This window comes from Alkalihalophilus pseudofirmus, assembly GCF_029094545.1.
Classification (GTDB): domain Bacteria; phylum Bacillota; class Bacilli; order Bacillales; family Bacillaceae_D; genus Alkalihalophilus; species Alkalihalophilus pseudofirmus.
On record NZ_CP117835.1, the window covers coordinates 3,387,048 to 3,405,466 of the forward strand.

The following is an 18,419-nucleotide window of genomic DNA, read 5'->3' on the forward strand; positions in this document are numbered from 1 at the left end:
GGCTTAGATAATACCTAGCACCGTTCTCGATATATTCATAGAGGCATGCTGCAAGCGCATAAGCTGATTGACTAAATCAAGATAAATAGCGCTTATTGCCGGGTTGTATTCATTCTGCTGAAGCAGCGTATTGAAATGATCAAATCTAAAATCTCTTTCTTTCTCACTAAGTGCGCCTTGTTCTCTAATGACTTTTCGAACTTGCTTATTATTTTTTTCTTCACAAGCTGTGATTGCATGCTGCAAAATATCTTCAATAGTTGGGATAAACTCTTTTAATCTCTCGGCATCTTCTGCCACTAACTCAAAATGCTGATTTCGCAGTTTTTCAATATTAGCTGAAATTTGGAGGACAATATCGCCTATCTGCTCTAGGTCATTTAACATATATAGGAGCTTTACCTCTTGGTCTGATTGTTCCTTTGACAAATCTTGCTGGGCAAGCTTTAAAAGATACTGTTGAATAATTAAATAAGCTTGATCTATATATTCTTCTTTGCGTACGATCACATGATGGTCTATGTTCCCGTCTATAATTGCCGGAATGGGAGCAATTATTTCCGTTTGAATATAACGCGAGAGCTTGAGTACTTCTTTCTCAGTCTGAATAAGGGCTTCATCCGGGATTGCTAAATATTGCTCACTTATATGAACAACCTGCCTTGGTTCAGATGGAGGGAGAAACCTAGTCATTAATTTAGCCAAAAGAGCTAAAAATGGGAGCCAGCATAGCGCTAAAAAGATATTAAAAGCAGTATGAAAGTTAGCAATCTGTCGTTCTGCTTCACCAGGGATAAATATACTAATCACAGGGAATATCAATAACATCATTCCAACCACAACGACAATTGACAGCTTCATAACTAAATATGCAAAGGCAACCCTTTTTCCTTCCCGTGAAACAGAGAAGCTAGCAATTAAGACAGGTACAGTTGATCCTACATTTGCTCCAAGCACAAGCCAAATGACTTCTTCATAACCCATCGCGCCTGCTGAATAAAAGGAGATCCCAATAATAATCATTGCCACGCTGCTATGAAGGGCTGCGGTTACCCCTACACTCAAAAGAAAAAGCCAGATTGGTTGACTCGTTAGACGCAGCATCCATTCTGTTATAAAAGGATCATTTGCTAAAGGTGAGACTGCTTGTGACAGGTAAGAAATTCCGAATAACACTAACCCTAGACCGAGAAGAACTTCACCCGCTGGTTTCACACGATCCGTAGAGATAAACACAAGGAAAATAACACCGAGAAAGATAAATACCGGGGAAAGCTGACTAATATTGAAAGCAAGCACTTGCACAGTGAGTGTCGTTCCAATTGCAGAACCTAATATCACACCTAGTGCTTGCACAAACGTGATGATCGAGTGACTTACTAGTCCGACTGCAATAATGGACATCACCGTGCTGCTTTGTAAGAAAAAAGTAAAAAAGAGACCAACAATTAATGCCTGTAATCTATTTTTAACGAGTACGCCCATTTGATGACGCAGTTTATTAATAGCTGCTTTTTGTAATCCTTTACTTAGTCGATTCATTCCATATAAAAAGATGCCAAGCCCTCCTATGAAGCTTAGAAGGCTCTGTGTAATCATCATGGAGAATTCCTGCTTATTGAGGAGTGGCAGTCTAGTAAATACTGTCTGTAATCTCTCGCTGCATTGGAAACATGATCGGCCATCCTTTCAAAGAATCGACTCATTAAGATCAACTTGCCCCCGCTGTCTGCAGGAAGCTGCTCTAGTCTAAGAGAATCAGTAATCCGTTTAAAGGACTTTTTATTCAAACGATTAACGACCTCGTCTTCTTTTTCATAAATAGCTTTTAAGCGTGAACAATCTTCCTCTTTAATCCCCTCTTTAAGAGACTCAAGCATTTGACCAATATTCTTCATAAACTGAGAAAAAGATTGTATGACAAGATGAGGTACTGAGTCAATTGGCGCCACAACAATGATATTAATGACATGATCACCAACACGCTCTAAATCTTTAGCCATCTTTGAAAATAAGAAAAGCCCCTTCACTTGTTTGATGGCGAGCTGTTCATAGGATAAGAGCTCAAGTACCTTTTTTTGGATCATTTTATTAATGGCATTCATATCTTTTTCTGCTTGCAAAATACTTTCCTTATCAAAGGTTGAGTCTTTCTCTATCGATTCTGAGCTAAGCTGCAGCATCTGGTAGCTTAATTCGACCATTAAAAGAAGCCGTTCTTTCAATTCATTTATTTCTCTGTCAAGAAAGTTGGTCCGTGTCAGCATCCGTATCCCCCCTTCTTATACTTGTATAGAAAAGTCTTACTCACTATGCGTATGAGTAAGACTTTTCATTGTTTTAATTAATGATTTAACGCTTCATCAATTAACTCTTTTGCTTTATTCAGCGATCCATCAGGATCATTTTGCTGATAGAGCTCTTCAATCGCATTTTCGATAATATTTCTGGCCTCAGGGAAAACATTCATCAATGCCCCTTGAGTTGCAGGCGTCAGCTGAGTGTTTTGCAGCTGCTCTACAGCTGTTGTAAATTGAGGAAATTCTTCATATACAGCAGCCAGCTCCTCTACCTCATAAGCTGCCGGCGTAATCGGGAAGTACCCTGTTGCCGCAGCCCACTTGGCTTGCACTTCAGGATCAGCTGTATACTTTACAAACTCCCAGGCAGCTTGCTGTTCCTCATCCGATACTTGGTTTGTAATCCATAAAGATCCCCCTCCGACAATCACCCCGTTTGCTTCTTCTCCGTCTACATGCGGTAAGAAAGCTGTACCGACTTCAAAGGGAGAATCATTGACATTATCACGAGTTGCAGCTGTTGAATCGAGATACATTGCCACCTGGCCTGCACGGAATGCAGCGCGAATATCATCCCACTGACGACCGAAGTTGCCAAGCGTTCCTGCTTCATCCATCTCGTTTAACCAATTAAAAATATTTTGCCCTGCCTCACCATTGATCAAGGCTTCAACAGGCTCTCCGCCGCGACCGTTGTCTTGATCAAGATAATGAGCCCCTTGATTCGCTAATAACTGCTCAAAGAACCAGCCATAAATAAGAATAGCAAAACCGTTAGCATCTGTTTGATCGGTTAATGTTTGCGCTGCTTCCTTGACCTCTTCAAAGGTACGAGGAGGATTTTCTGGGTCAAGCCCAGCTTCTTTAAACATATCCTTGTTGTAGAACATAATGGCATTTGATGTATTAAACGGCATCGAATACAGATCACCATCTAACTCATAATAGCCTAAAATATTTTCTTCAAGCTGGCTGACATCAAAACCTTCTGCATCAACAAATTCTTGCATTGGAGTGATAAAACCGCTGTCACTCATGTATTTAGTTCCCACTTCGTACACTTGCACTAAAGAAGGGGCTTCCGTTGAGCCGCCAACTGCTCGTAGTTGATTTAGGAGCTCCTCATAGCTGCCCTGATAAACGGCTTCTACTTCAACAGTGTCTGATTGAGCATTAAAATCTGCAACCATTTCATCAATCGCCTGCCCAGGGCCTCCCCCCATTGCATGCCAAAACGTAATCTTTTTCTTGCCATCTTCCGTTGCAGAATCATTTCCGCCGCAAGCCGCCACGACAAACAACATTAAACAGACGACCACACCTAGCCAGACTTTCCGACTCTTCATTACCTTCTCCCCTTTTTTATATTTATCCCTTTATAGCTCCAGCCATTAACCCTTTACGAATATGTTTTAGGCCAAAGAATAAAAGCAGCAGAGTCGGCAGCAAAATCATCACTACTGCTGCCATTACCATATTCCAAGATGTCGATGATTCTTGAGCAATCATCATTTTCAGTCCAATTTGAACCGTTCTGACATCATTATTACTCGTCACTAAAAGCGGCCAGAGATACATATTCCACGTTGTTAAGAAACCATATATCCCAAGCGCACTTAATGTAGATTTAGAAAGAGGCAGAACAAAGTTCCAATAGAAACGAAATCTTGAACACCCATCCATTTGAGCGGATTCAAAGATCTCCTTAGGAATCGTTAAGAAATGCTGTCTTAACAAGAAGATTCCAAAAGCTAGTGCAAAAAATGGCACAGTTAATCCTTGATACGTGTTAACCCACCCTAAATTGAGGATCGTAAAGTAATTAGGGATGACTGTCGCTTCCCAAGGAATAAGCATCGTTGAAATAAAAAGTGCAAAGATAATTCCTCTTCCCTTAAAAGGAATGAAGACAAACGCATACGCTGCCAGACTACAGACAATTAACTGACCAATCATAACAACAAATGAAACAATGAAACTATTAGTAAGGAACTGGAGCAACGGGACTCTATTAAACGCTTGCCCGTAACTTTCTACGCTAGGTGATGCAGGTATGAGAGCTCCGCTGAAAATCTCTCGAGTAGACATGAGACTTGCTGAGAATGCATATAGGATGGGAAAGAAAATAGCCAATGCTGAAGCAATTAATAAGATGTAGAGAATGATTTTTTTCATCATTGGTAGTGCACCTTCCTCTCTCCCACTTTAAATTGAAGAACAGTAAAGATAAGAATAATAAAGAATAGAACAATCGCTTGTGCACTAGCATATCCAAACCTTCCGTTATAGAAAGCCTCACGGTAAATCGAATAAACAATGAGATTTGTTGAGTTAGACGGCCCACCTCCGGTCAAAATATCGATTTGACCGAACGTTTGAAAAGAGTTAATCAACGTAACAACGCTTACAAAGAATAGCGTTGGAGATAACATAGGAAGAGTAATCTTAAATAATTGATGCCAGTACCCCGCACCATCAATTCGGCTGCTTTCATAAAGTTCCTCCGGTATATTTTGTAGGCCGCCTAATAAAACAATAAAGTTAAAGCCAATGTTCATCCAAATGGTTGTTATGGCTACAGAAACTAAAGCCCAATCTGATGAAGTCAGCCAATTGATCCCGTCTATACCGAACACTGCTAAAATATTATTAAGCACTCCAAGTGTAGGATGAAATAAGAACAACCAAATGGTCGCCCCCGCAGCAACTGAAACTCCTAAAGTCGATGAAAAAATGACACGAAAAAAAGCCATTCCTTTAAGTTTCTCATTTGCTATCACTGCTAAAAACAAAGCAAAGACGATGCCTGTAGGAACGGTATAAAGTACAAACTTAAATGTTGCCCACATACTAGTTTGAAAGGCACCTGACTGCAGAAGCCTAGAGTAATGTCCGGCTCCGACAAAATCTTGTGTGACCCCGCCAGCTGTGGTAACAAAAAAGCTGAAGTAAAGCGTCTTTAACATGGGATAAAATAAAAAAACACTAATGACAATTAGAGCAGGGAGCAAATACAACACACCGGAAGCGAACAGTTTCCATTGTTTTTTATCAGATTTATTTTTTGCTTTAACTATGCGTTTTCCCATTAGAATGCCCCCTATTATCATCGAGAAAGAGAACCTGCTTAAAGGACAGCAACAGCTAATATAATGGGGGTTCTCTTAATCTAAGTAAAATAAAAAAGACTGAGCGGACAGATACAAGCTAATTCATCCTATGCCTGCTAAAAAAGAATTAGTACAGCATCTGTTGGGGAATCCTTTATTTACCAAACGCTTATATAATGATCATCAACTCAAGTTTACGAGAGCTTATTGCTATATCAATATAAAAAAACCGCATCTATAGTAGATGCGGTTTCGTTTTATATGGTTATTACATAGTGTCATCTTCTTGAGAATGTTCAATATCAAGGTCTGTTCCATCATCCCAAGTGATTGTTAACTCAAGGCTGTCATAGTTCGGATCTAGACCAAAACCTTGTACAACAGCATCAATGATTTCTTCTTCACTCATAGAGCTGTCTAGTTCCATTTCTTCAAATGTAGTTTCTAGTTCAGTATACGCTTCGTCACCCTCTAATTGAGTGTCATTTACTGAATCATCAATTTCTGCACGTACTTCATCTGGATCATGTTCATACGTTACATCATAGTTGTCGCCCATTTCATCATAGTTAACACTTAATTCAAACGTTGAGAAACCAAATGCAGTTGTTGCAGGCTCCTCGTCTTCAGTCATGTCACCCATGTCTTCGCCCATATCATTATCTTCATCAGTGTCAGTGTCGTCACCCATTGTTGTATCATCGTCACCCATTGTGTCGTCAGTATCATCACCCATTGTGTTATCTTCCTCTTCTACCTGATCCTCTGGTGCTGGGTTGTCCACCTCTTGATCTGTGTTACAAGCTCCTAAAACGATCGTTGATGTAATGAATGCTCCTGCTAAGATTGTTTTTGCTTTTTTCATAGTAATTGTGCCTCCTAATTTGTTTAGTGTACTTATTGAGTAACCGTTATTTACTCGACTCAAACATTATTTTTAAAAAATAATTATGTGAGATTGTTAGACATTGTGTGAAAAATACACATTTGGTTAATTTCTTCAAGAACGATCTAAAGAGAACTTTGGCTGCTATCCGTTTTTCCAACCGGCATAATATCAGCTAATACTTCTTTTGTTTCAGGCGATCCTAACGCATAAAGCTTCTCATATAAAACTCTTATCTCTTTTTGAGTGTGATCTTTTTCATTATCCGCTTTTCTTTCTTGAAACGGTCTTTCAAAAATCTGCTGCGGTTCAAAATCTTGATTACTGACCGATTCAAGCAAGGCGTGAATCTCATCCTTTTCATCAGGAGTTGCGTAAATCTCATATTGAATAAGATTATCCGGCGTTTCTGTTTTAGTAATACTTAAAACTGGCATATCCACTGAGACAAAATAACGTTCACGTTCCACTATGATCCTCTCCTTTTAGATAAGTTGTATCTGTTACTTCCTTACCCCATCTGAACGTATTTACACATAAAAAAGACCAAGCACAGCGGCTCGGCCTTATTCTTCACTCGTTGAACGGTCTTTTGTTTTTTCTTTTTTACGTTCTTCTTCTTCTTCATATTTAATTTCATCTAATGGAAGATCATCTACAGGCATCACTGTTTGATCCCGCTCTTTTTGTTTGCTTCTATTTTCTTTAAAGGCTTTTGACTTATCATTTCTTTCTTTAAGAACTTTGTCTTTTTCTTTGTTATCCAAGGTAATCCCTCCTCTATATATAGGAGATTCCCTGTCATTCTTATCTTAAACCTTATTAATCTTTAAACAATTTCTTAGTTAAGTCATCAATTTTCTTTTTGAGATGTTCTGTTTCACCTTTTTCAATAACAGCTTGAAAGGACACTACATCGCCTTCTTTTACTTCAGCCGGCAGAAGAGCTTTAGGAAAATCAAATGTCTGCCGTCCATATTCAATCACTGCAATTTCACCCTCAAACCGGTCAATGATACATTTTTTCTGGGTTGTTTTAGACATAGTAAGACCACCTCCACCTCTATCGTATCAGACTATCTTCCTCATTCTTCTCTTTTTTCTATAAACATATTTATAATTAATCGAATATTTACATTCCTGTGCTACATTTTTTGTGAAGTCAAATTTTTTATAAGAATGGAGTGATATGATGACGTTTGGCAAAACGACCTGGGTGAAAATAGCTTTAGTATTTACTTTTATCCTCACCCTTATTTTATCCACAGGAACATCCATTGCAAGCGCGTCCTCAAACTTACAAGTACATTTTATTGATGTTGGTCAAGGGGATGCGATTTTAGTAAAGCTTCCAAATGGTGAACATATGCTGGTTGATGCTGGGGATAACCATTATGGTGCGACAGTCGTCAATTACATTCAAAACCAAAACATCGCCTCACTCGACTACGTTGTAGGGACTCACCCCCATGCAGACCATATCGGTGGATTAGACGATGTTATCAATCGTTTTCTGATTGGCGAAGTGTATATGCCAAATGCTACTGCTACAACCCAAACCTACTATGATGTGTTGACAGCGATTGATCAAAAAGGATTATCTATTACACGAGCAAGAGCAGGCTTAACCCTTCTTAACACAACGGTAGATGGGAAGAACCTTTCTATCTCTATGATTGCTCCAATTAGAGATTCTTATAGTAATATGAATGATTACTCAGCTGTTATCCGTATCGTATATGGATCCACCTCTTTTCTTTTAACCGGAGATGCGGAACATTTATCTGAAAATGACATGCTTTCCTCCAATGCCCCTTTAGCTTCTACTATATTAAAAATCGGGCATCATGGGAGCAGCACTTCAACGACGGAATCCTTTTTAGACAGGGTAAATCCTAGTGCTGCAATCATCTCTGTCGGTGCCAACAACAGATACGGGCATCCAAATCAATCAACGATTGATCGTTTGCAAGCTCGCGGTATTTCTATTTATCGCACCGATTTAAACGGCTCAATTGTATTTACAACGTCAGGTGCTGGATGGCTCGTCAATAAACAAGCCTGGTGGAGACCATAACATAACCATTTAAGGAGGATTCTCATGATCAAATTACTAAGAACTAAGTTTCACCTTATCCTTGTACTAGCAGCACTTGCCGTATTCTCTGCACTTCCTCAAGTGGAGGCATCAACCTACGACTGGAATATCCATCAAAATTATATCGAATATAAACATACCGGACAGACATTTAATCATAAATCATGCGGCCAGGTAAACAATGCTTCTCAAGGCCACTTTAGATTGCCTAACACAACTTCTTCTCAGTTAATTGCCTCATACCCTGTCGATCATAGAAATGTGCAACTCGACTTCGGCTCATGTTCAACATATGGCATCACTCATATTTTAGCAAGACACGCACCTGAACATTTCATAGGGAACCCTACAACGGTACAATCCTTTTTTAACCCTGGACATTCGATTTCATTTTATGAATCTTTAATTTCTCAAATCATAAGTCAAAACCGTACACAAATCGCCAATAATGGCTTCACTAGCAACGGCACAGTCGTCTACGGTACAATCAATGGAACAAGCCAGCAAGTTCGCCTGGTTATTAAAGGAGGAAAAGTAATTACTATGTATCCAAATGGCTGGGGGCTCGGAGAAAGAATGTATTAAACGGACGTCTAAACTGGGGGTATACGCTTGGTTCACATTCACACATATTTTATTTTAGACAAGCCTAAGAAAACTGAAACCGTGGAGCTTTCACACCTTACCAAAACTGAGATAGACGTAATAAAACATCAACCAGTGTTTCCGGGTTATATAGAGATAATCCACAATGATCAATTAATATTGGGCAAAAGATACCAAGACAGCGTTGACCACTTCTGGCTTAATCTGATTGACGGGTTAGAGAAGCTGAAAAGAACAGGAGCATATTCAATTGATTTCCTCTATCAGCCGTTAAGACTTCAGTTACTTATAAATGATACCAGGCTCTCTCTTTCTATTCTTCATGATGAAACATGTATAGAGAGCTGGGATCTACCTAAGGAAGAAGCTATTATTTCAATGCTTCATGCTGCTGAAGAATTTATGACATTAGTTAATAAAGAAACGTTCACCTTATTCCAAACGGAAATTAATTCTCTCCAACAAAAGCTGGTCAGCTTAAATACGTTCTATAAAATCTAAACTTATAAAGGCTTAAGCACTCCCAAAGGGCTGTGATTTAAGCCTTTTTATTTCTTTTAAAACAAATTTAAAAAAATAATCTGAAAATACACTTGCATTCCTCTCATCTGTTATAGTACAATGAATTCAACAAAACAAACGGAGGCGATTAATAATGACTTACAAAGCGATGATTACAAGAAGAACTGGTATGAAAGAGTGTACGGATTGTGGAAAGGTTATTAATCAAATCCAAGAGGCTTATTTCAATCAATGCGAGAAGTGCCTAAGACATGCAAACCACGACTAAACAACATACTGTTATATAACATTTAACTATTAAGTCTGATTCAATTTATTGAGTCAGACTTTTCACTGAGAATATTCAGCCAGGAGGAAAACATGGAAATTATTACGGCAGATTTATGTGATGAATTTAGAGAAAAAGTAAAGATAGCAGACCCCATTTTTAAGATGTTCGGCAAAAGGAAATCTTTTTACGGCCCTATACATACGGTTAAAGTGTATGAAGATAATGTCCTTGTAAAAAAAGCTCTCCAAACCATCCCCGAAGGCAGTGTTCTTGTCGTTGATGGCGGTGGTTCAACTCGCTGTGCCTTACTCGGAGATCATTTAGCTGATATCGCCGTTACACGGAAGCTCCCTGGAATTATCGTTTATGGCTGTATTCGAGACAGCGCGGAAATTAACCAAATGGATATTGGCGTAAGAGCCATTGCCACTCACCCTTTAAAAAGCATTAAGCAAGGCAAAGGGCTAGAGCAAGTTGCTGTTCAATTTGCAGGGATTAACTTTGAGCCGGGAGCTTATGTGTACGTTGATGAGGATGGGATATTAGTTTCAGAACAACCATTAGTATAACTATAAAAGAACAGCCCAAGCTTAGGCGCTCGGACTGTTCTTTTTACATCATTGGAGGAGTATCATGAATATACGGAGGAGCTGGATTTAAACTAGGCGCATCCGCAAATGGGTATGGTTCAGCAAAATATTGAAATTCACCTTCCCCGTCCATACTCGGACCGCTCGCCCAGCGTCCTTGTGCACTCTCTTCTCCCCTTGATAAATTGATAAATAAATGAGATACTTCTCGTTTCTCAAGCTCTCTTGGGAAAGTACTTGGAACAATGACACCCTCTTGAGCTTCTAGTTCACTAATGGCAGCGAGCCATTGATTTTGGTGCATTGTGTCCCTTGCAATTAAAAAGGAGAGCATATCCTTTACACCACGATCGTCTGTCTGTTCATACAATCTTACAGCTTGAAGTCTTCCTTGAGACTCAGCATTTAAATTCGCTCTAAAATCAGCTAATAAATTCCCGCTTGCAATAGTATAACCGCCATTCCAAGGAACACCTGCACTATTTACCGGCATCGCACCGAGCCCTGAAACAATAGCATGCTGCGGATTCATACCACCTAATATTGCAGCGAGCATTGGATCTTGGGCAGCTTGTTCCTGCTGATCGACTGGAGCCCCTTCTAGGAGGTGAGCAATCATTGTCGTTAACATTTCAATATGTGCAAGCTCCTCTGTCCCCACATCCATCAGCATATCCCTGTACTTTTCATTCCCTCTTGTATTCCATCCTTGAAACAAATATTGAATGGCTACTGAAATTTCACCAAATTGTCCACCCAGTATCTCCTGAAGTTTCTTCGCATAAACTGGATCCGGTCGTTCTGGCTTCGCCCAATATTGCAGTTCCTTCACATGATAGAACATATCATTCCCCCCTCATCACACTAGTTGAATGATATGTGTTTGACCGCTCATACAGAACACAGACAAACTTAGTTTATTTTGATTGATCAAAAAAATCATACACACTCATCAGCGACCTTTGTTGGTCTTTTGTTAGATGACTTGCTATGATTAATTCAATCATACATAAACCAATGATAATGAACACACCTGCTACCATGTTCCATCCACTCCTTTTTAAACTGATACTAAAAAGGTAATGTATGAAACGCGTTACATAGCAAGTGCTTTTTCAAAAATTAAATTGAGGGGAGATTGCCCATGGCGACGATTCGAGAAATTGCAAAGATCGCGCAAGTGTCAGTAGCTACTGTTTCAAGAGTACTAAACGACCACCCTTATGTAAGTAAAGAGAAAAAAAGGGCCGTGCACCAAGCTATAAAAGAACTTAATTACTCTAGAAATTTAAAAGCTATCCAATTAGCAAATAAACACTCTAATCTTGTCGGGGTGGTACTCCCCAAAATTGACCTTCCGTATTTCAGTGAAATTGTAGAAGGTCTTGCTGAGGAAGCTAGAAAACTCCACCTTCAATTAGTGCTTATTCAATCTAATTATGAAACCGAAAAAGAAAGAGAAGCTTTGGAGCTATTAAGGGGACATCTTATGGACGGAATTATATTTTGTTCACGTGCCATTTCACTTACTGAAGTAAGAACCTATCAAGAATATGGTCCGATCATCCTTTTAGAAGATACCGATCAAGATGATTTTTATTCAATAAGTATCCCTCATGATCAAGCGTTTAGTTATGGCTTAGAATATCTTCATTCTAAAGGGCATAAAAAAATGGCCATCGCGTTAAATCGAACGGATGGGATCAACAGCCAAAAAAGAATTCATTCCTATAAGAAAATGATGGAGCAAATAAAAGAACCTATCAGAAAAAATTGGATATTTGACCACTGCTTATCAATGGAAGATGGTGTTTCTATCGTTCAAAAATACTTGTTGCTAAAAGATAAGCCGACTGCTATTTTAACCACAAATGATCAGCTTGCAGCGGGAGTCATTTTAGAAGCAGCAAAGCATCAGTTAAACATTCCACAAGACTTGGCTGTGTTAAGTTTTGATAATCAAGACATTTCAAAAGTAATGGATATCTCTACTATAGATATTCCTATCAAAGAAATGGGCAGTGAAGCATTGAAAGCACTTTATAAGATCAGAGAGGGTCTCCAACCAGTCAAAAAAAAGCGTGAACTCCCGTTTAAACTTATTGAGCGATTAACTGTTTGATGTTATGTAAATTCAACTTCCCGATGCGGCCTATGCATGTAGCTCCCGAAATATACTACGCTTTCCGCGGAAGCTTCCGGACCGCCCGCGGAAAGCGAGTACCTGCAGCAGAGGTTAACACCTACTGTAAGGCGGACTTCTGAGTGACATTCTTTACTTCCAAAGTAGACCTTGCGTGAACATCATCCGCTAGATTAGAGCTGTTCATATCATGAGTCAAACACTGTGGTTATGTCCCAGTCTGTTTCCTTTATTTTTCACTGTATTTCTTGGTCCGCTCGAGTGCACCGTCTTTTTTATAAACTTTTAATTGAATCTGCTTTTTCGCTAACAGCTCATCTCCATATTTCAGCGCTTCTTCTTTCGTTTCAAATGTCTTACTTGCCCTCTCTGCTCCTTCTTTCTTGATCGCCCATTGATCATTTTGATTTATTAATTGATAAATTTCATCGTTCTTTGTGTTCCCGATTTTCTCTGCTTCATCAATTGCAATAGGTATCGCTCTTCCTTCTTCATAACCATCTTCTACTAATGAATTAGCAATTTCAATTGCTTTTTCTTTCACTTCTTTGTTTAAATTCTTCATCGCATCTGGATAATCATTTTTGTTCCAAGGCATTGCACAGCCCCTCCATTCTTTTTGTCTTTTCTTTTTTCTATATGTACCCTAAACATTCTTGAAATAATCAAGTATAAATCACTCTAAACAACAAATAGTAGATACGAAAGGAGTGAGCGTAATGCCACAAAACCTAAAAAATCTTATGTCCACTCAAGTATTTTCTGTCACACCAGAACAATCGATCCAAGAAGCAGCAGCTCTTATGAAAGAACATAATGTCGGATCCATCCCTGTTGTCGAAAATGGTCAAGTAGCAGGTATGATTACCGACCGTGACATCACTCTGCGTTCAACTGCGGAGGGTACTTCAACACATATTCCGGTACGCGAATGTATGACAAGCAACCTTACAGTAGGAACATCTACAATGGATGCACATGAAGCAGCTGCCTTAATGGCCCAGCACCAAATCCGCCGCCTGCCAGTTGTTGATAACGGGCAATTAGTTGGTATGGTTGCTCTTGGCGACTTAGCTGTTGAAAACACGCTTCAAAATGAAGCTGAAGAGGCTTTATCGGATATTTCACAGAAAAACGATATCCAATAAAATAAAAAAAGGAGGAATGATTTCCTCCTTTTTTTGTTTGAGTAATTTTATATGTAAAAACCTCCCACCGGATGGTAATATAGTCTTAGGTCTAATTAAGAGGAGGTTTTTTATGTTTTGTCCCAAATGTGGAACCGAATTCAAACAGCGTTCCAAGTATTGCGTGAATTGCGGCAACAAAAAGAAACAATCATTAATATTACTAATTGCCCTCTTTTCCTTTTTAACAGTAAGCGGTCTCGTTTTCCTTCAATTTTCTGATCACTTTTTTAATAAAGAAGCAACCAACACCATCCAGCCAGTAGCACAGCCTGCTGATATTGCTCTAGAAGAGTCACCTTCTGAGGTACCAAAGCCAGAACCAGCAGTCGTCGTTAAAGTGGAACAACCTAAAGAAGAAACCATTCGAGAGTTAACAGAGATTATTGCTGATGCCCAGCAAAATGTCTATACAATCTATAATTCTTTTAGCCAAGGATCTGGCTTTTTATATAATAAAGACGGTATAGTTGTAACAAATGCACATGTAGTTGAAGGATCTACTGAAGTAACTGTGAAAACAATAAGTGGCACAGAACATCACGGTCTAGTCATCGGCTATTCAAATGAAATTGATGTAGCCGTGATAAAAGTTAATGATTTTATCGGCCGAACCCCACCTAAAATTGCTTATGATCAACCATCCTTAATTGGAGAGGAAGTTATTGCTCTAGGGAGTCCATTAGGTTTAGAGAACACCGCTTCAATGGGATATGTAACAGGAGTCAACCGTGATTTTGTAATTGACAACTTCACTTATTCGAACTTATACCAAATTTCAGCACCTATCTCCCCGGGAAGCAGCGGCGGACCTCTGCTTTCACAAAACACCGAAGAAATTATTGCTATTAATTCAGCCAAGGATACACGAGATAATTCTATCGGATTTAGCATCCCCATTTATACCGTTCATGACCTTATTGAATCTTGGATTATGAGCCCTATGAGCGAGGAAGAGATTTACTCCTTATTTTTCTTTAGTGATGGTCTATATTTCTATGATTATTTGTGGGACTTTTATGAGGGTGGCTATTTTGATGGAGGCGATTACTCCTCGGATTCTTCTTACTTTGAATACTGGGATTACGAGTATGACTGGAGCTACGATTATGAAGAGTATGAGTATGACTACGAGTACGATGATGATTATGATTATGATTATGATTACGAAAATGACTATGACTACTATGATTATGATTACGAAGAATATGAGTATGACGAAGTCGATGAGTATGAGTATGAGTATGAGTATGAGTATGAGTATGAGTATGAGTATGAAGAAGATTGGGATGTAGAAAGCTATCAGTCAAATGAATGGCTTGAAGAAGAATTACAAGAGGAGTATGACAACTAAACATTTTAATAGCAAAAGCTGCCTCAAAAGGTTTATCCTTTAAGGCAGCTTTTAATGATTACATTAGTTTTTTAAAGCCTCATAAACGTTTACAATGCCATGACCAAAATGTTGACGGCTTTTTCCTGTGCCAAAGTCTGCTGTTTGCTGTAATAAAGTACGAATCTGCGCTGGAGTCAATTCCGGATTCTCTGCTTTTACTAAAGCAAGTGAAGCAGCAACTTTAGGAGCAGCCATACTCGTACCAATCGCATATCCATATCCCCCAGGTACGGTTGAAAATGCTCTTGCCTCCGTATCCCCACCAGGTCCTGCAAGATCAACATTTCCATAGTTTGAGTAATAAGCTAATTCATCATGAATCGTAGAAGATGACACGCTAATAACCCACGGTATATCAGAGAATGTATCATGCAGAGGCCCTGACCATTGAGCGCCTTCTCCAGGAATCGTATACATTTTCTTTCCTAAATCAATGGCATCATTGCCATTAGCCCCTACAATCATCATGTCCTTGCTTTGTGCATATCTTACAGCACGTGAAGCTGAAAGGTGAAGAGTTCTTTGCTGCTCGTTATTCATCATGCTGTAAGTTCCAAGACTCAAGTTCGCAATATCTACGCCATCATCAGCAGCAGTAGTAATTCCTGCTAATATACTCGTCCAATTACTAACTCTATAAGAGGCCATGGCAAGTTCCGGACCAACTCCCATCACTCGACCATTAGCTGCAATCGTACCAGCCACATGCGTTCCATGCATGCCAGAGTAGGAGTTGTCTGCTGTTCCTGGAACGAATGATTTTGCAAATAATAGATTTTCCTTAAGGTCAGGGTGAGTCGTATCAACTCCAGAATCAATAACCCCTACTAAGACATCGTGGTTACCAGCATTCAATTTCCATGATTCTCCGTTATTAGTTACGCGTTTAATATCCCATTGGTACTCCTCATACAAATCAGCTTCACTCGCATTGACTCTCAATTGATTTAATTCATACGCTCGCTCTAGTTCAACTTCTGGGGATCGCAGTTCTACATCCTCTGCAACAGCTGCAATTCCACCGTGATGTTGAGCCCATGCTTTAAATTCAGGATTTGAAGTGCTCACATTGATTACTCCTATTTGCGGGACTTCCTGTAAAATATCTACTCCTAAATCAGCCATCTCTTCCACAATAGCCTTTGGAATTGTTTGTTGTGAGAATGTAATAATATAGTCTGTTTTTTCCTCAGCCAAGACTCCTGAGCCACCAAAAGCCAATAACCCTGTTAATGTTAATCCTGCAATCCATTTTTTCATCGTATTCCTCCTCGTATGTTTTTACCGCCTTTTAAATGTTCGGTTCTCTAAGTAATTTCCCTTCATCCACTTGTAAGATATTTGAAAATGAGTAATAAGCCCTTTAAATTTCATTAGTTCTTTATTACTTGAGTCATTTTAGCTAGTGATAGATTTAATATTGCAGTTAAAATATTATCAATAAAGAGTCCAAGAATGTTAAAGTTATTAGTTCAATGAACAGCATGAAGAGCAATCTAATTACGAAGTAAGAGAATATGAAATACAGTAACAAAAAAAGGCGACCGCATTTGGTCGCCTTTCTTTTTTTATGGAGCATAGCGGGCTCGAACCGCTGACCTCTTCGCTGCCAGCGAAGCGCTCTCCCAGCTGAGCTAATGCCCCGTATGTAAGGTACTTGTTTTTATTATAGCAACTTTTTCTTTAATAGCAATCAATAATTTACATAGAAAAAGAGGATTATTTTAGTTAGAAGTTGGCAATGTGAGTAAGAGCATCATGATTTTGGAGGTGACACTTTCATGTTCACACTATCTGACATCCCAATTTTACTTGTCTCTTTGTTCATTCTCCTCCCGCTGATTACTGTCATACACCAAGCCGGTCATGTATTTTTCGTCTGGCTTTTCGGTGGAAAAGTTACATTCGTTATAGGTGCCGGTAAAAAAATATTTTCTTTTGGCTCCATAGAAATTAGAAGAATTTATTTCTGGCATTCTTTTTTTCAATTCGAAGAACTTAAACATGATACGACATTCAGCCATTTGTTAGTATTTATTGGTGGCTCTTTGTTTAACTTCATAAGCATTCTCATCGTTAACGGCTTAATTTTAATGGACATTCTTGCACCACATATCTTCTTCTATAATTTTGTTTACTTTTCAATATACTATATTTTCTTCGCCTTATTTCCGGCTAGATATTCAGAAGACCACCCTAGTGATATGATGGCGATATACGATTTGTTGAAATATGGTAAAAGATGCGATCCTTTAGACTAAAAATGTCAAAATTAGAATTTTATAGAATAAATATGTTTGAAAAATTTCTAACTTTGGTAAACAGGGAGTGTAACATCACTAAAATTTTTTAGGAGGATGATTTACATGGCTACAAACAATAACAATAATAATAACAACAATAACGGTAACACGATGAGTCGAGAGGAAGCAGGCCGTATGGGTGGAGAGAAAGTGAAACAAGAATACGGTAAAGAACATTTCCAAGAGATCGGTCAAAAGGGTGGAGAAAATTCAAATAACCAAAACTCCACATCATCAAATAATAGCAACAGCAATAACAATAACAGCACCACATCAAACAGCAATAACAGCAATAACAGCAATAACAATAGCAACAGCAACAATAACAATAGCAACAGCGGCAATAGCAATAGCAATAGCAATAGCAATAGCAATAGCAATAACAATAGCAACAACAGCAACAACAGCAACAACAGCAACAACAGCAACAACAGCAACAGCGGCAATAGCAATAGCAATAACAGCAATAGCAATAGCAACGGCAATAACAACAGCAACAGCAACAGCAACAGCAACAGCAACAGCAACAACAACAGCAACAGCAACAACAGCAACAACAGCCAGAATATGAGTTATGAAGAAGCTGGCCGTAAAGGTGGAGAAAAAGTTAAGCAAGAGTATGGTTCTGATCACTTCGCTGAAATCGGCAAAAAAGGCGGCCAACGTTCCAGTTAAGTAATTGGTCAGCTCGCATAGAAGCTAAAAAAGGAGTATTTCTAATGAGAAATACTCCTTTTTGTATGTTAAAAGATTAAATCTAACAGCCACCAGCCTAGTGCCCCAACTATGCCAACCACGAGAGAACTTATGACATTTTCTAACGTGAGTTTCTTGTGCTTTGTGACATCGAAGACAAGCCAGCCACAAAATATAGCAAATCCAAAAATAACAGCAGTTACCATATGTCCCTCTCCTCTTCATACATTCCACATTCATCTTAGCAGAGATACGATTGCTAGGACAAGAGAGTGGTTATACTGGTTACTATTAATTAAAAAGGGATCGGT

The 18,419-nt window shown here is 38.9% G+C and carries 24 protein-coding genes and 1 tRNA gene; 9 read left to right on the forward strand and 16 right to left on the reverse strand.

The window, feature by feature from the left end:
- Nucleotides 1-3: 3 nt before the first annotated feature.
- From PQ478_RS17875 to PQ478_RS17915, 9 genes are all read right to left on the reverse strand, one after another.
- Nucleotides 4-1,602, reverse strand: coding sequence for a Na/Pi cotransporter family protein (locus tag PQ478_RS17875; RefSeq protein ID WP_289235043.1), 1,599 nt, complete (start codon nt 1,600-1,602; stop codon nt 4-6).
- Entirely contained in the window at nt 1,599-2,267 is a 669-nt protein-coding gene (locus PQ478_RS17880) for a phosphate signaling complex PhoU family protein (protein WP_022628953.1), read from the reverse strand. The genes PQ478_RS17875 and PQ478_RS17880 overlap by 4 nt, the downstream gene beginning before the upstream one ends.
- 77 nt (nt 2,268-2,344) lie before the next feature.
- Nucleotides 2,345-3,646 carry an ABC transporter substrate-binding protein gene (locus PQ478_RS17885; RefSeq protein ID WP_289235044.1) on the reverse strand — a complete coding sequence of 434 codons (1,302 nt, stop codon included), beginning with the start codon at nt 3,644-3,646 and terminating at the stop codon, nt 2,345-2,347.
- A gap of 22 nt (nt 3,647-3,668) precedes the next feature.
- A complete protein-coding gene (locus PQ478_RS17890) occupies nt 3,669-4,478 on the reverse strand; it encodes a carbohydrate ABC transporter permease (protein ID WP_012960207.1) in 810 nt (269 codons plus the stop codon).
- Nucleotides 4,475-5,410: a carbohydrate ABC transporter permease gene (locus tag PQ478_RS17895; RefSeq protein WP_435521048.1), complete on the reverse strand. Its 936-nt coding sequence runs from the start codon at nt 5,408-5,410 to the stop codon at nt 4,475-4,477. Before PQ478_RS17895 ends, PQ478_RS17890 begins: the two co-directional genes overlap by 4 nt.
- A 268-nt stretch (nt 5,411-5,678) precedes the next feature.
- Entirely contained in the window at nt 5,679-6,275 is a 597-nt protein-coding gene (locus PQ478_RS17900) for a YusW family protein (protein WP_289235046.1), read from the reverse strand.
- A gap of 146 nt (nt 6,276-6,421) precedes the next feature.
- Nucleotides 6,422-6,766, reverse strand: a complete 345-nt coding sequence (locus PQ478_RS17905; protein WP_289235047.1) for a hypothetical protein — start codon at nt 6,764-6,766, stop codon at nt 6,422-6,424.
- Nucleotides 6,767-6,862: 96 nt separating this feature from the next.
- Nucleotides 6,863-7,063: a YczO family protein gene (locus tag PQ478_RS17910; protein ID WP_289235048.1), complete on the reverse strand. Its 201-nt coding sequence runs from the start codon at nt 7,061-7,063 to the stop codon at nt 6,863-6,865.
- Between the two features lie 55 nt (nt 7,064-7,118).
- Nucleotides 7,119-7,340: a DUF3006 domain-containing protein gene (locus PQ478_RS17915; RefSeq protein ID WP_289235049.1), complete on the reverse strand. Its 222-nt coding sequence runs from the start codon at nt 7,338-7,340 to the stop codon at nt 7,119-7,121.
- A 145-nt stretch (nt 7,341-7,485) separates the two neighbouring features.
- Between PQ478_RS17915 and PQ478_RS17920 the strand changes: the two genes are divergently transcribed.
- The 5 genes from PQ478_RS17920 to rraA all read left to right on the forward strand — a co-directional run bounded on the left by PQ478_RS17920 (nt 7,486) and on the right by rraA (nt 10,362).
- Nucleotides 7,486-8,373 carry a ComEC/Rec2 family competence protein gene (locus tag PQ478_RS17920; protein WP_289235050.1) on the forward strand — a complete coding sequence of 296 codons (888 nt, stop codon included), beginning with the start codon at nt 7,486-7,488 and terminating at the stop codon, nt 8,371-8,373.
- Nucleotides 8,374-8,397: 24 nt separating this feature from the next.
- Nucleotides 8,398-8,979, forward strand: a complete 582-nt coding sequence (locus PQ478_RS17925; protein WP_289235051.1) for a hypothetical protein — start codon at nt 8,398-8,400, stop codon at nt 8,977-8,979.
- Between the two features lie 27 nt (nt 8,980-9,006).
- The gene (locus PQ478_RS17930; protein WP_289235052.1) at nt 9,007-9,501 is read left to right on the forward strand and encodes a hypothetical protein; all 495 of its coding nucleotides are present in this window, start codon (nt 9,007-9,009) and stop codon (nt 9,499-9,501) included.
- A 154-nt stretch (nt 9,502-9,655) separates the two neighbouring features.
- Nucleotides 9,656-9,790, forward strand: a complete 135-nt coding sequence (gene yhfH, locus PQ478_RS17935) for a protein YhfH (protein ID WP_012960213.1) — start codon at nt 9,656-9,658, stop codon at nt 9,788-9,790.
- Between the two features lie 92 nt (nt 9,791-9,882).
- Nucleotides 9,883-10,362 carry a ribonuclease E activity regulator RraA gene (gene rraA / locus PQ478_RS17940; protein ID WP_289235053.1) on the forward strand — a complete coding sequence of 160 codons (480 nt, stop codon included), beginning with the start codon at nt 9,883-9,885 and terminating at the stop codon, nt 10,360-10,362.
- A gap of 43 nt (nt 10,363-10,405) precedes the next feature.
- Here rraA and PQ478_RS17945 read toward each other — a convergent pair whose 3' ends face one another.
- Nucleotides 10,406-11,227: a manganese catalase gene (locus PQ478_RS17945; protein ID WP_022628962.1), complete on the reverse strand. Its 822-nt coding sequence runs from the start codon at nt 11,225-11,227 to the stop codon at nt 10,406-10,408.
- Between the two features lie 73 nt (nt 11,228-11,300).
- Nucleotides 11,301-11,426 carry a hypothetical protein gene (locus tag PQ478_RS17950; protein WP_289235054.1) on the reverse strand — a complete coding sequence of 42 codons (126 nt, stop codon included), beginning with the start codon at nt 11,424-11,426 and terminating at the stop codon, nt 11,301-11,303.
- Between the two features lie 101 nt (nt 11,427-11,527).
- Between PQ478_RS17950 and PQ478_RS17955 the strand changes: the two genes are divergently transcribed.
- On the forward strand, nt 11,528-12,505 hold the full coding sequence (locus PQ478_RS17955) for a LacI family DNA-binding transcriptional regulator (protein WP_289235055.1): 978 nt from the start codon (nt 11,528-11,530) through the stop codon (nt 12,503-12,505).
- 250 nt (nt 12,506-12,755) lie between these two features.
- On the opposite strand, the gene PQ478_RS17960 is transcribed toward PQ478_RS17955, so the two are convergent.
- Nucleotides 12,756-13,124 carry a DUF2188 domain-containing protein gene (locus PQ478_RS17960; RefSeq protein ID WP_012960218.1) on the reverse strand — a complete coding sequence of 123 codons (369 nt, stop codon included), beginning with the start codon at nt 13,122-13,124 and terminating at the stop codon, nt 12,756-12,758.
- A 121-nt stretch (nt 13,125-13,245) separates the two neighbouring features.
- Between PQ478_RS17960 and PQ478_RS17965 the strand changes: the two genes are divergently transcribed.
- Nucleotides 13,246-13,674 carry a CBS domain-containing protein gene (locus PQ478_RS17965; RefSeq protein WP_289235056.1) on the forward strand — a complete coding sequence of 143 codons (429 nt, stop codon included), beginning with the start codon at nt 13,246-13,248 and terminating at the stop codon, nt 13,672-13,674.
- Nucleotides 13,675-13,786: 112 nt separating this feature from the next.
- On the forward strand, nt 13,787-15,067 hold the full coding sequence (locus tag PQ478_RS17970; RefSeq protein WP_289235057.1) for a trypsin-like peptidase domain-containing protein: 1,281 nt from the start codon (nt 13,787-13,789) through the stop codon (nt 15,065-15,067).
- A 63-nt stretch (nt 15,068-15,130) separates the two neighbouring features.
- Here PQ478_RS17970 and PQ478_RS17975 read toward each other — a convergent pair whose 3' ends face one another.
- A complete protein-coding gene (locus PQ478_RS17975) occupies nt 15,131-16,369 on the reverse strand; it encodes a S8 family serine peptidase (RefSeq protein WP_289235058.1) in 1,239 nt (412 codons plus the stop codon).
- Nucleotides 16,370-16,680: 311 nt separating this feature from the next.
- Nucleotides 16,681-16,753: transfer RNA gene (locus PQ478_RS17980), tRNA-Ala, on the reverse strand.
- 137 nt (nt 16,754-16,890) lie between these two features.
- Here PQ478_RS17980 and PQ478_RS17985 point away from each other — a divergent pair.
- Nucleotides 16,891-17,370 (forward strand): hypothetical protein, encoded by a 480-nt coding sequence (locus PQ478_RS17985; protein WP_289235059.1) that lies wholly within the window; start codon nt 16,891-16,893, stop codon nt 17,368-17,370.
- A gap of 315 nt (nt 17,371-17,685) precedes the next feature.
- Here PQ478_RS17985 and PQ478_RS17990 read toward each other — a convergent pair whose 3' ends face one another.
- The gene (locus PQ478_RS17990; RefSeq protein ID WP_289235060.1) at nt 17,686-18,027 is read right to left on the reverse strand and encodes a hypothetical protein; all 342 of its coding nucleotides are present in this window, start codon (nt 18,025-18,027) and stop codon (nt 17,686-17,688) included.
- 128 nt (nt 18,028-18,155) lie between these two features.
- The gene (locus PQ478_RS17995) at nt 18,156-18,314 is read right to left on the reverse strand and encodes a hypothetical protein (RefSeq protein ID WP_289235061.1); all 159 of its coding nucleotides are present in this window, start codon (nt 18,312-18,314) and stop codon (nt 18,156-18,158) included.
- Nucleotides 18,315-18,419 lie beyond the last annotated feature (105 nt).

Excerpts from the sequence above, each read along its gene's own strand:
- PQ478_RS17975 (WP_289235058.1), bottom strand. The coding sequence starts at position 16,369 with ATGAAAAAATGGATTGCAGGATTAACATTAACAGGGTTATTGGCTTTT.
- PQ478_RS17925 (WP_289235051.1), top strand. The coding sequence starts at position 8,398 with ATGATCAAATTACTAAGAACTAAGTTTCACCTTATCCTTGTACTAGCA.
- PQ478_RS17885 (WP_289235044.1), bottom strand. The coding sequence starts at position 3,646 with ATGAAGAGTCGGAAAGTCTGGCTAGGTGTGGTCGTCTGTTTAATGTTG.
- PQ478_RS17875 (WP_289235043.1), bottom strand. The coding sequence starts at position 1,602 with ATGATGATTACACAGAGCCTTCTAAGCTTCATAGGAGGGCTTGGCATC.
- rraA (WP_289235053.1), top strand. The coding sequence starts at position 9,883 with ATGGAAATTATTACGGCAGATTTATGTGATGAATTTAGAGAAAAAGTA.
- PQ478_RS17900 (WP_289235046.1), bottom strand. The coding sequence starts at position 6,275 with ATGAAAAAAGCAAAAACAATCTTAGCAGGAGCATTCATTACATCAACG.
- PQ478_RS17950 (WP_289235054.1), bottom strand. The coding sequence starts at position 11,426 with ATGGTAGCAGGTGTGTTCATTATCATTGGTTTATGTATGATTGAATTA.
- PQ478_RS17880 (WP_022628953.1), bottom strand. The coding sequence starts at position 2,267 with ATGCTGACACGGACCAACTTTCTTGACAGAGAAATAAATGAATTGAAA.
- PQ478_RS17915 (WP_289235049.1), bottom strand. The coding sequence starts at position 7,340 with ATGTCTAAAACAACCCAGAAAAAATGTATCATTGACCGGTTTGAGGGT.
- PQ478_RS17995 (WP_289235061.1), bottom strand. The coding sequence starts at position 18,314 with ATGGTAACTGCTGTTATTTTTGGATTTGCTATATTTTGTGGCTGGCTT.
- PQ478_RS17945 (WP_022628962.1), bottom strand. The coding sequence starts at position 11,227 with ATGTTCTATCATGTGAAGGAACTGCAATATTGGGCGAAGCCAGAACGA.
- PQ478_RS17955 (WP_289235055.1), top strand. The coding sequence starts at position 11,528 with ATGGCGACGATTCGAGAAATTGCAAAGATCGCGCAAGTGTCAGTAGCT.
- PQ478_RS17890 (WP_012960207.1), bottom strand. The coding sequence starts at position 4,478 with ATGATGAAAAAAATCATTCTCTACATCTTATTAATTGCTTCAGCATTG.
- PQ478_RS17920 (WP_289235050.1), top strand. The coding sequence starts at position 7,486 with ATGATGACGTTTGGCAAAACGACCTGGGTGAAAATAGCTTTAGTATTT.
- yhfH (WP_012960213.1), top strand. The coding sequence starts at position 9,656 with ATGACTTACAAAGCGATGATTACAAGAAGAACTGGTATGAAAGAGTGT.
- PQ478_RS17895 (WP_435521048.1), bottom strand. The coding sequence starts at position 5,410 with ATGATAATAGGGGGCATTCTAATGGGAAAACGCATAGTTAAAGCAAAA.
- PQ478_RS17960 (WP_012960218.1), bottom strand. The coding sequence starts at position 13,124 with ATGCCTTGGAACAAAAATGATTATCCAGATGCGATGAAGAATTTAAAC.
- PQ478_RS17985 (WP_289235059.1), top strand. The coding sequence starts at position 16,891 with ATGTTCACACTATCTGACATCCCAATTTTACTTGTCTCTTTGTTCATT.
- PQ478_RS17965 (WP_289235056.1), top strand. The coding sequence starts at position 13,246 with ATGCCACAAAACCTAAAAAATCTTATGTCCACTCAAGTATTTTCTGTC.
- PQ478_RS17970 (WP_289235057.1), top strand. The coding sequence starts at position 13,787 with ATGTTTTGTCCCAAATGTGGAACCGAATTCAAACAGCGTTCCAAGTAT.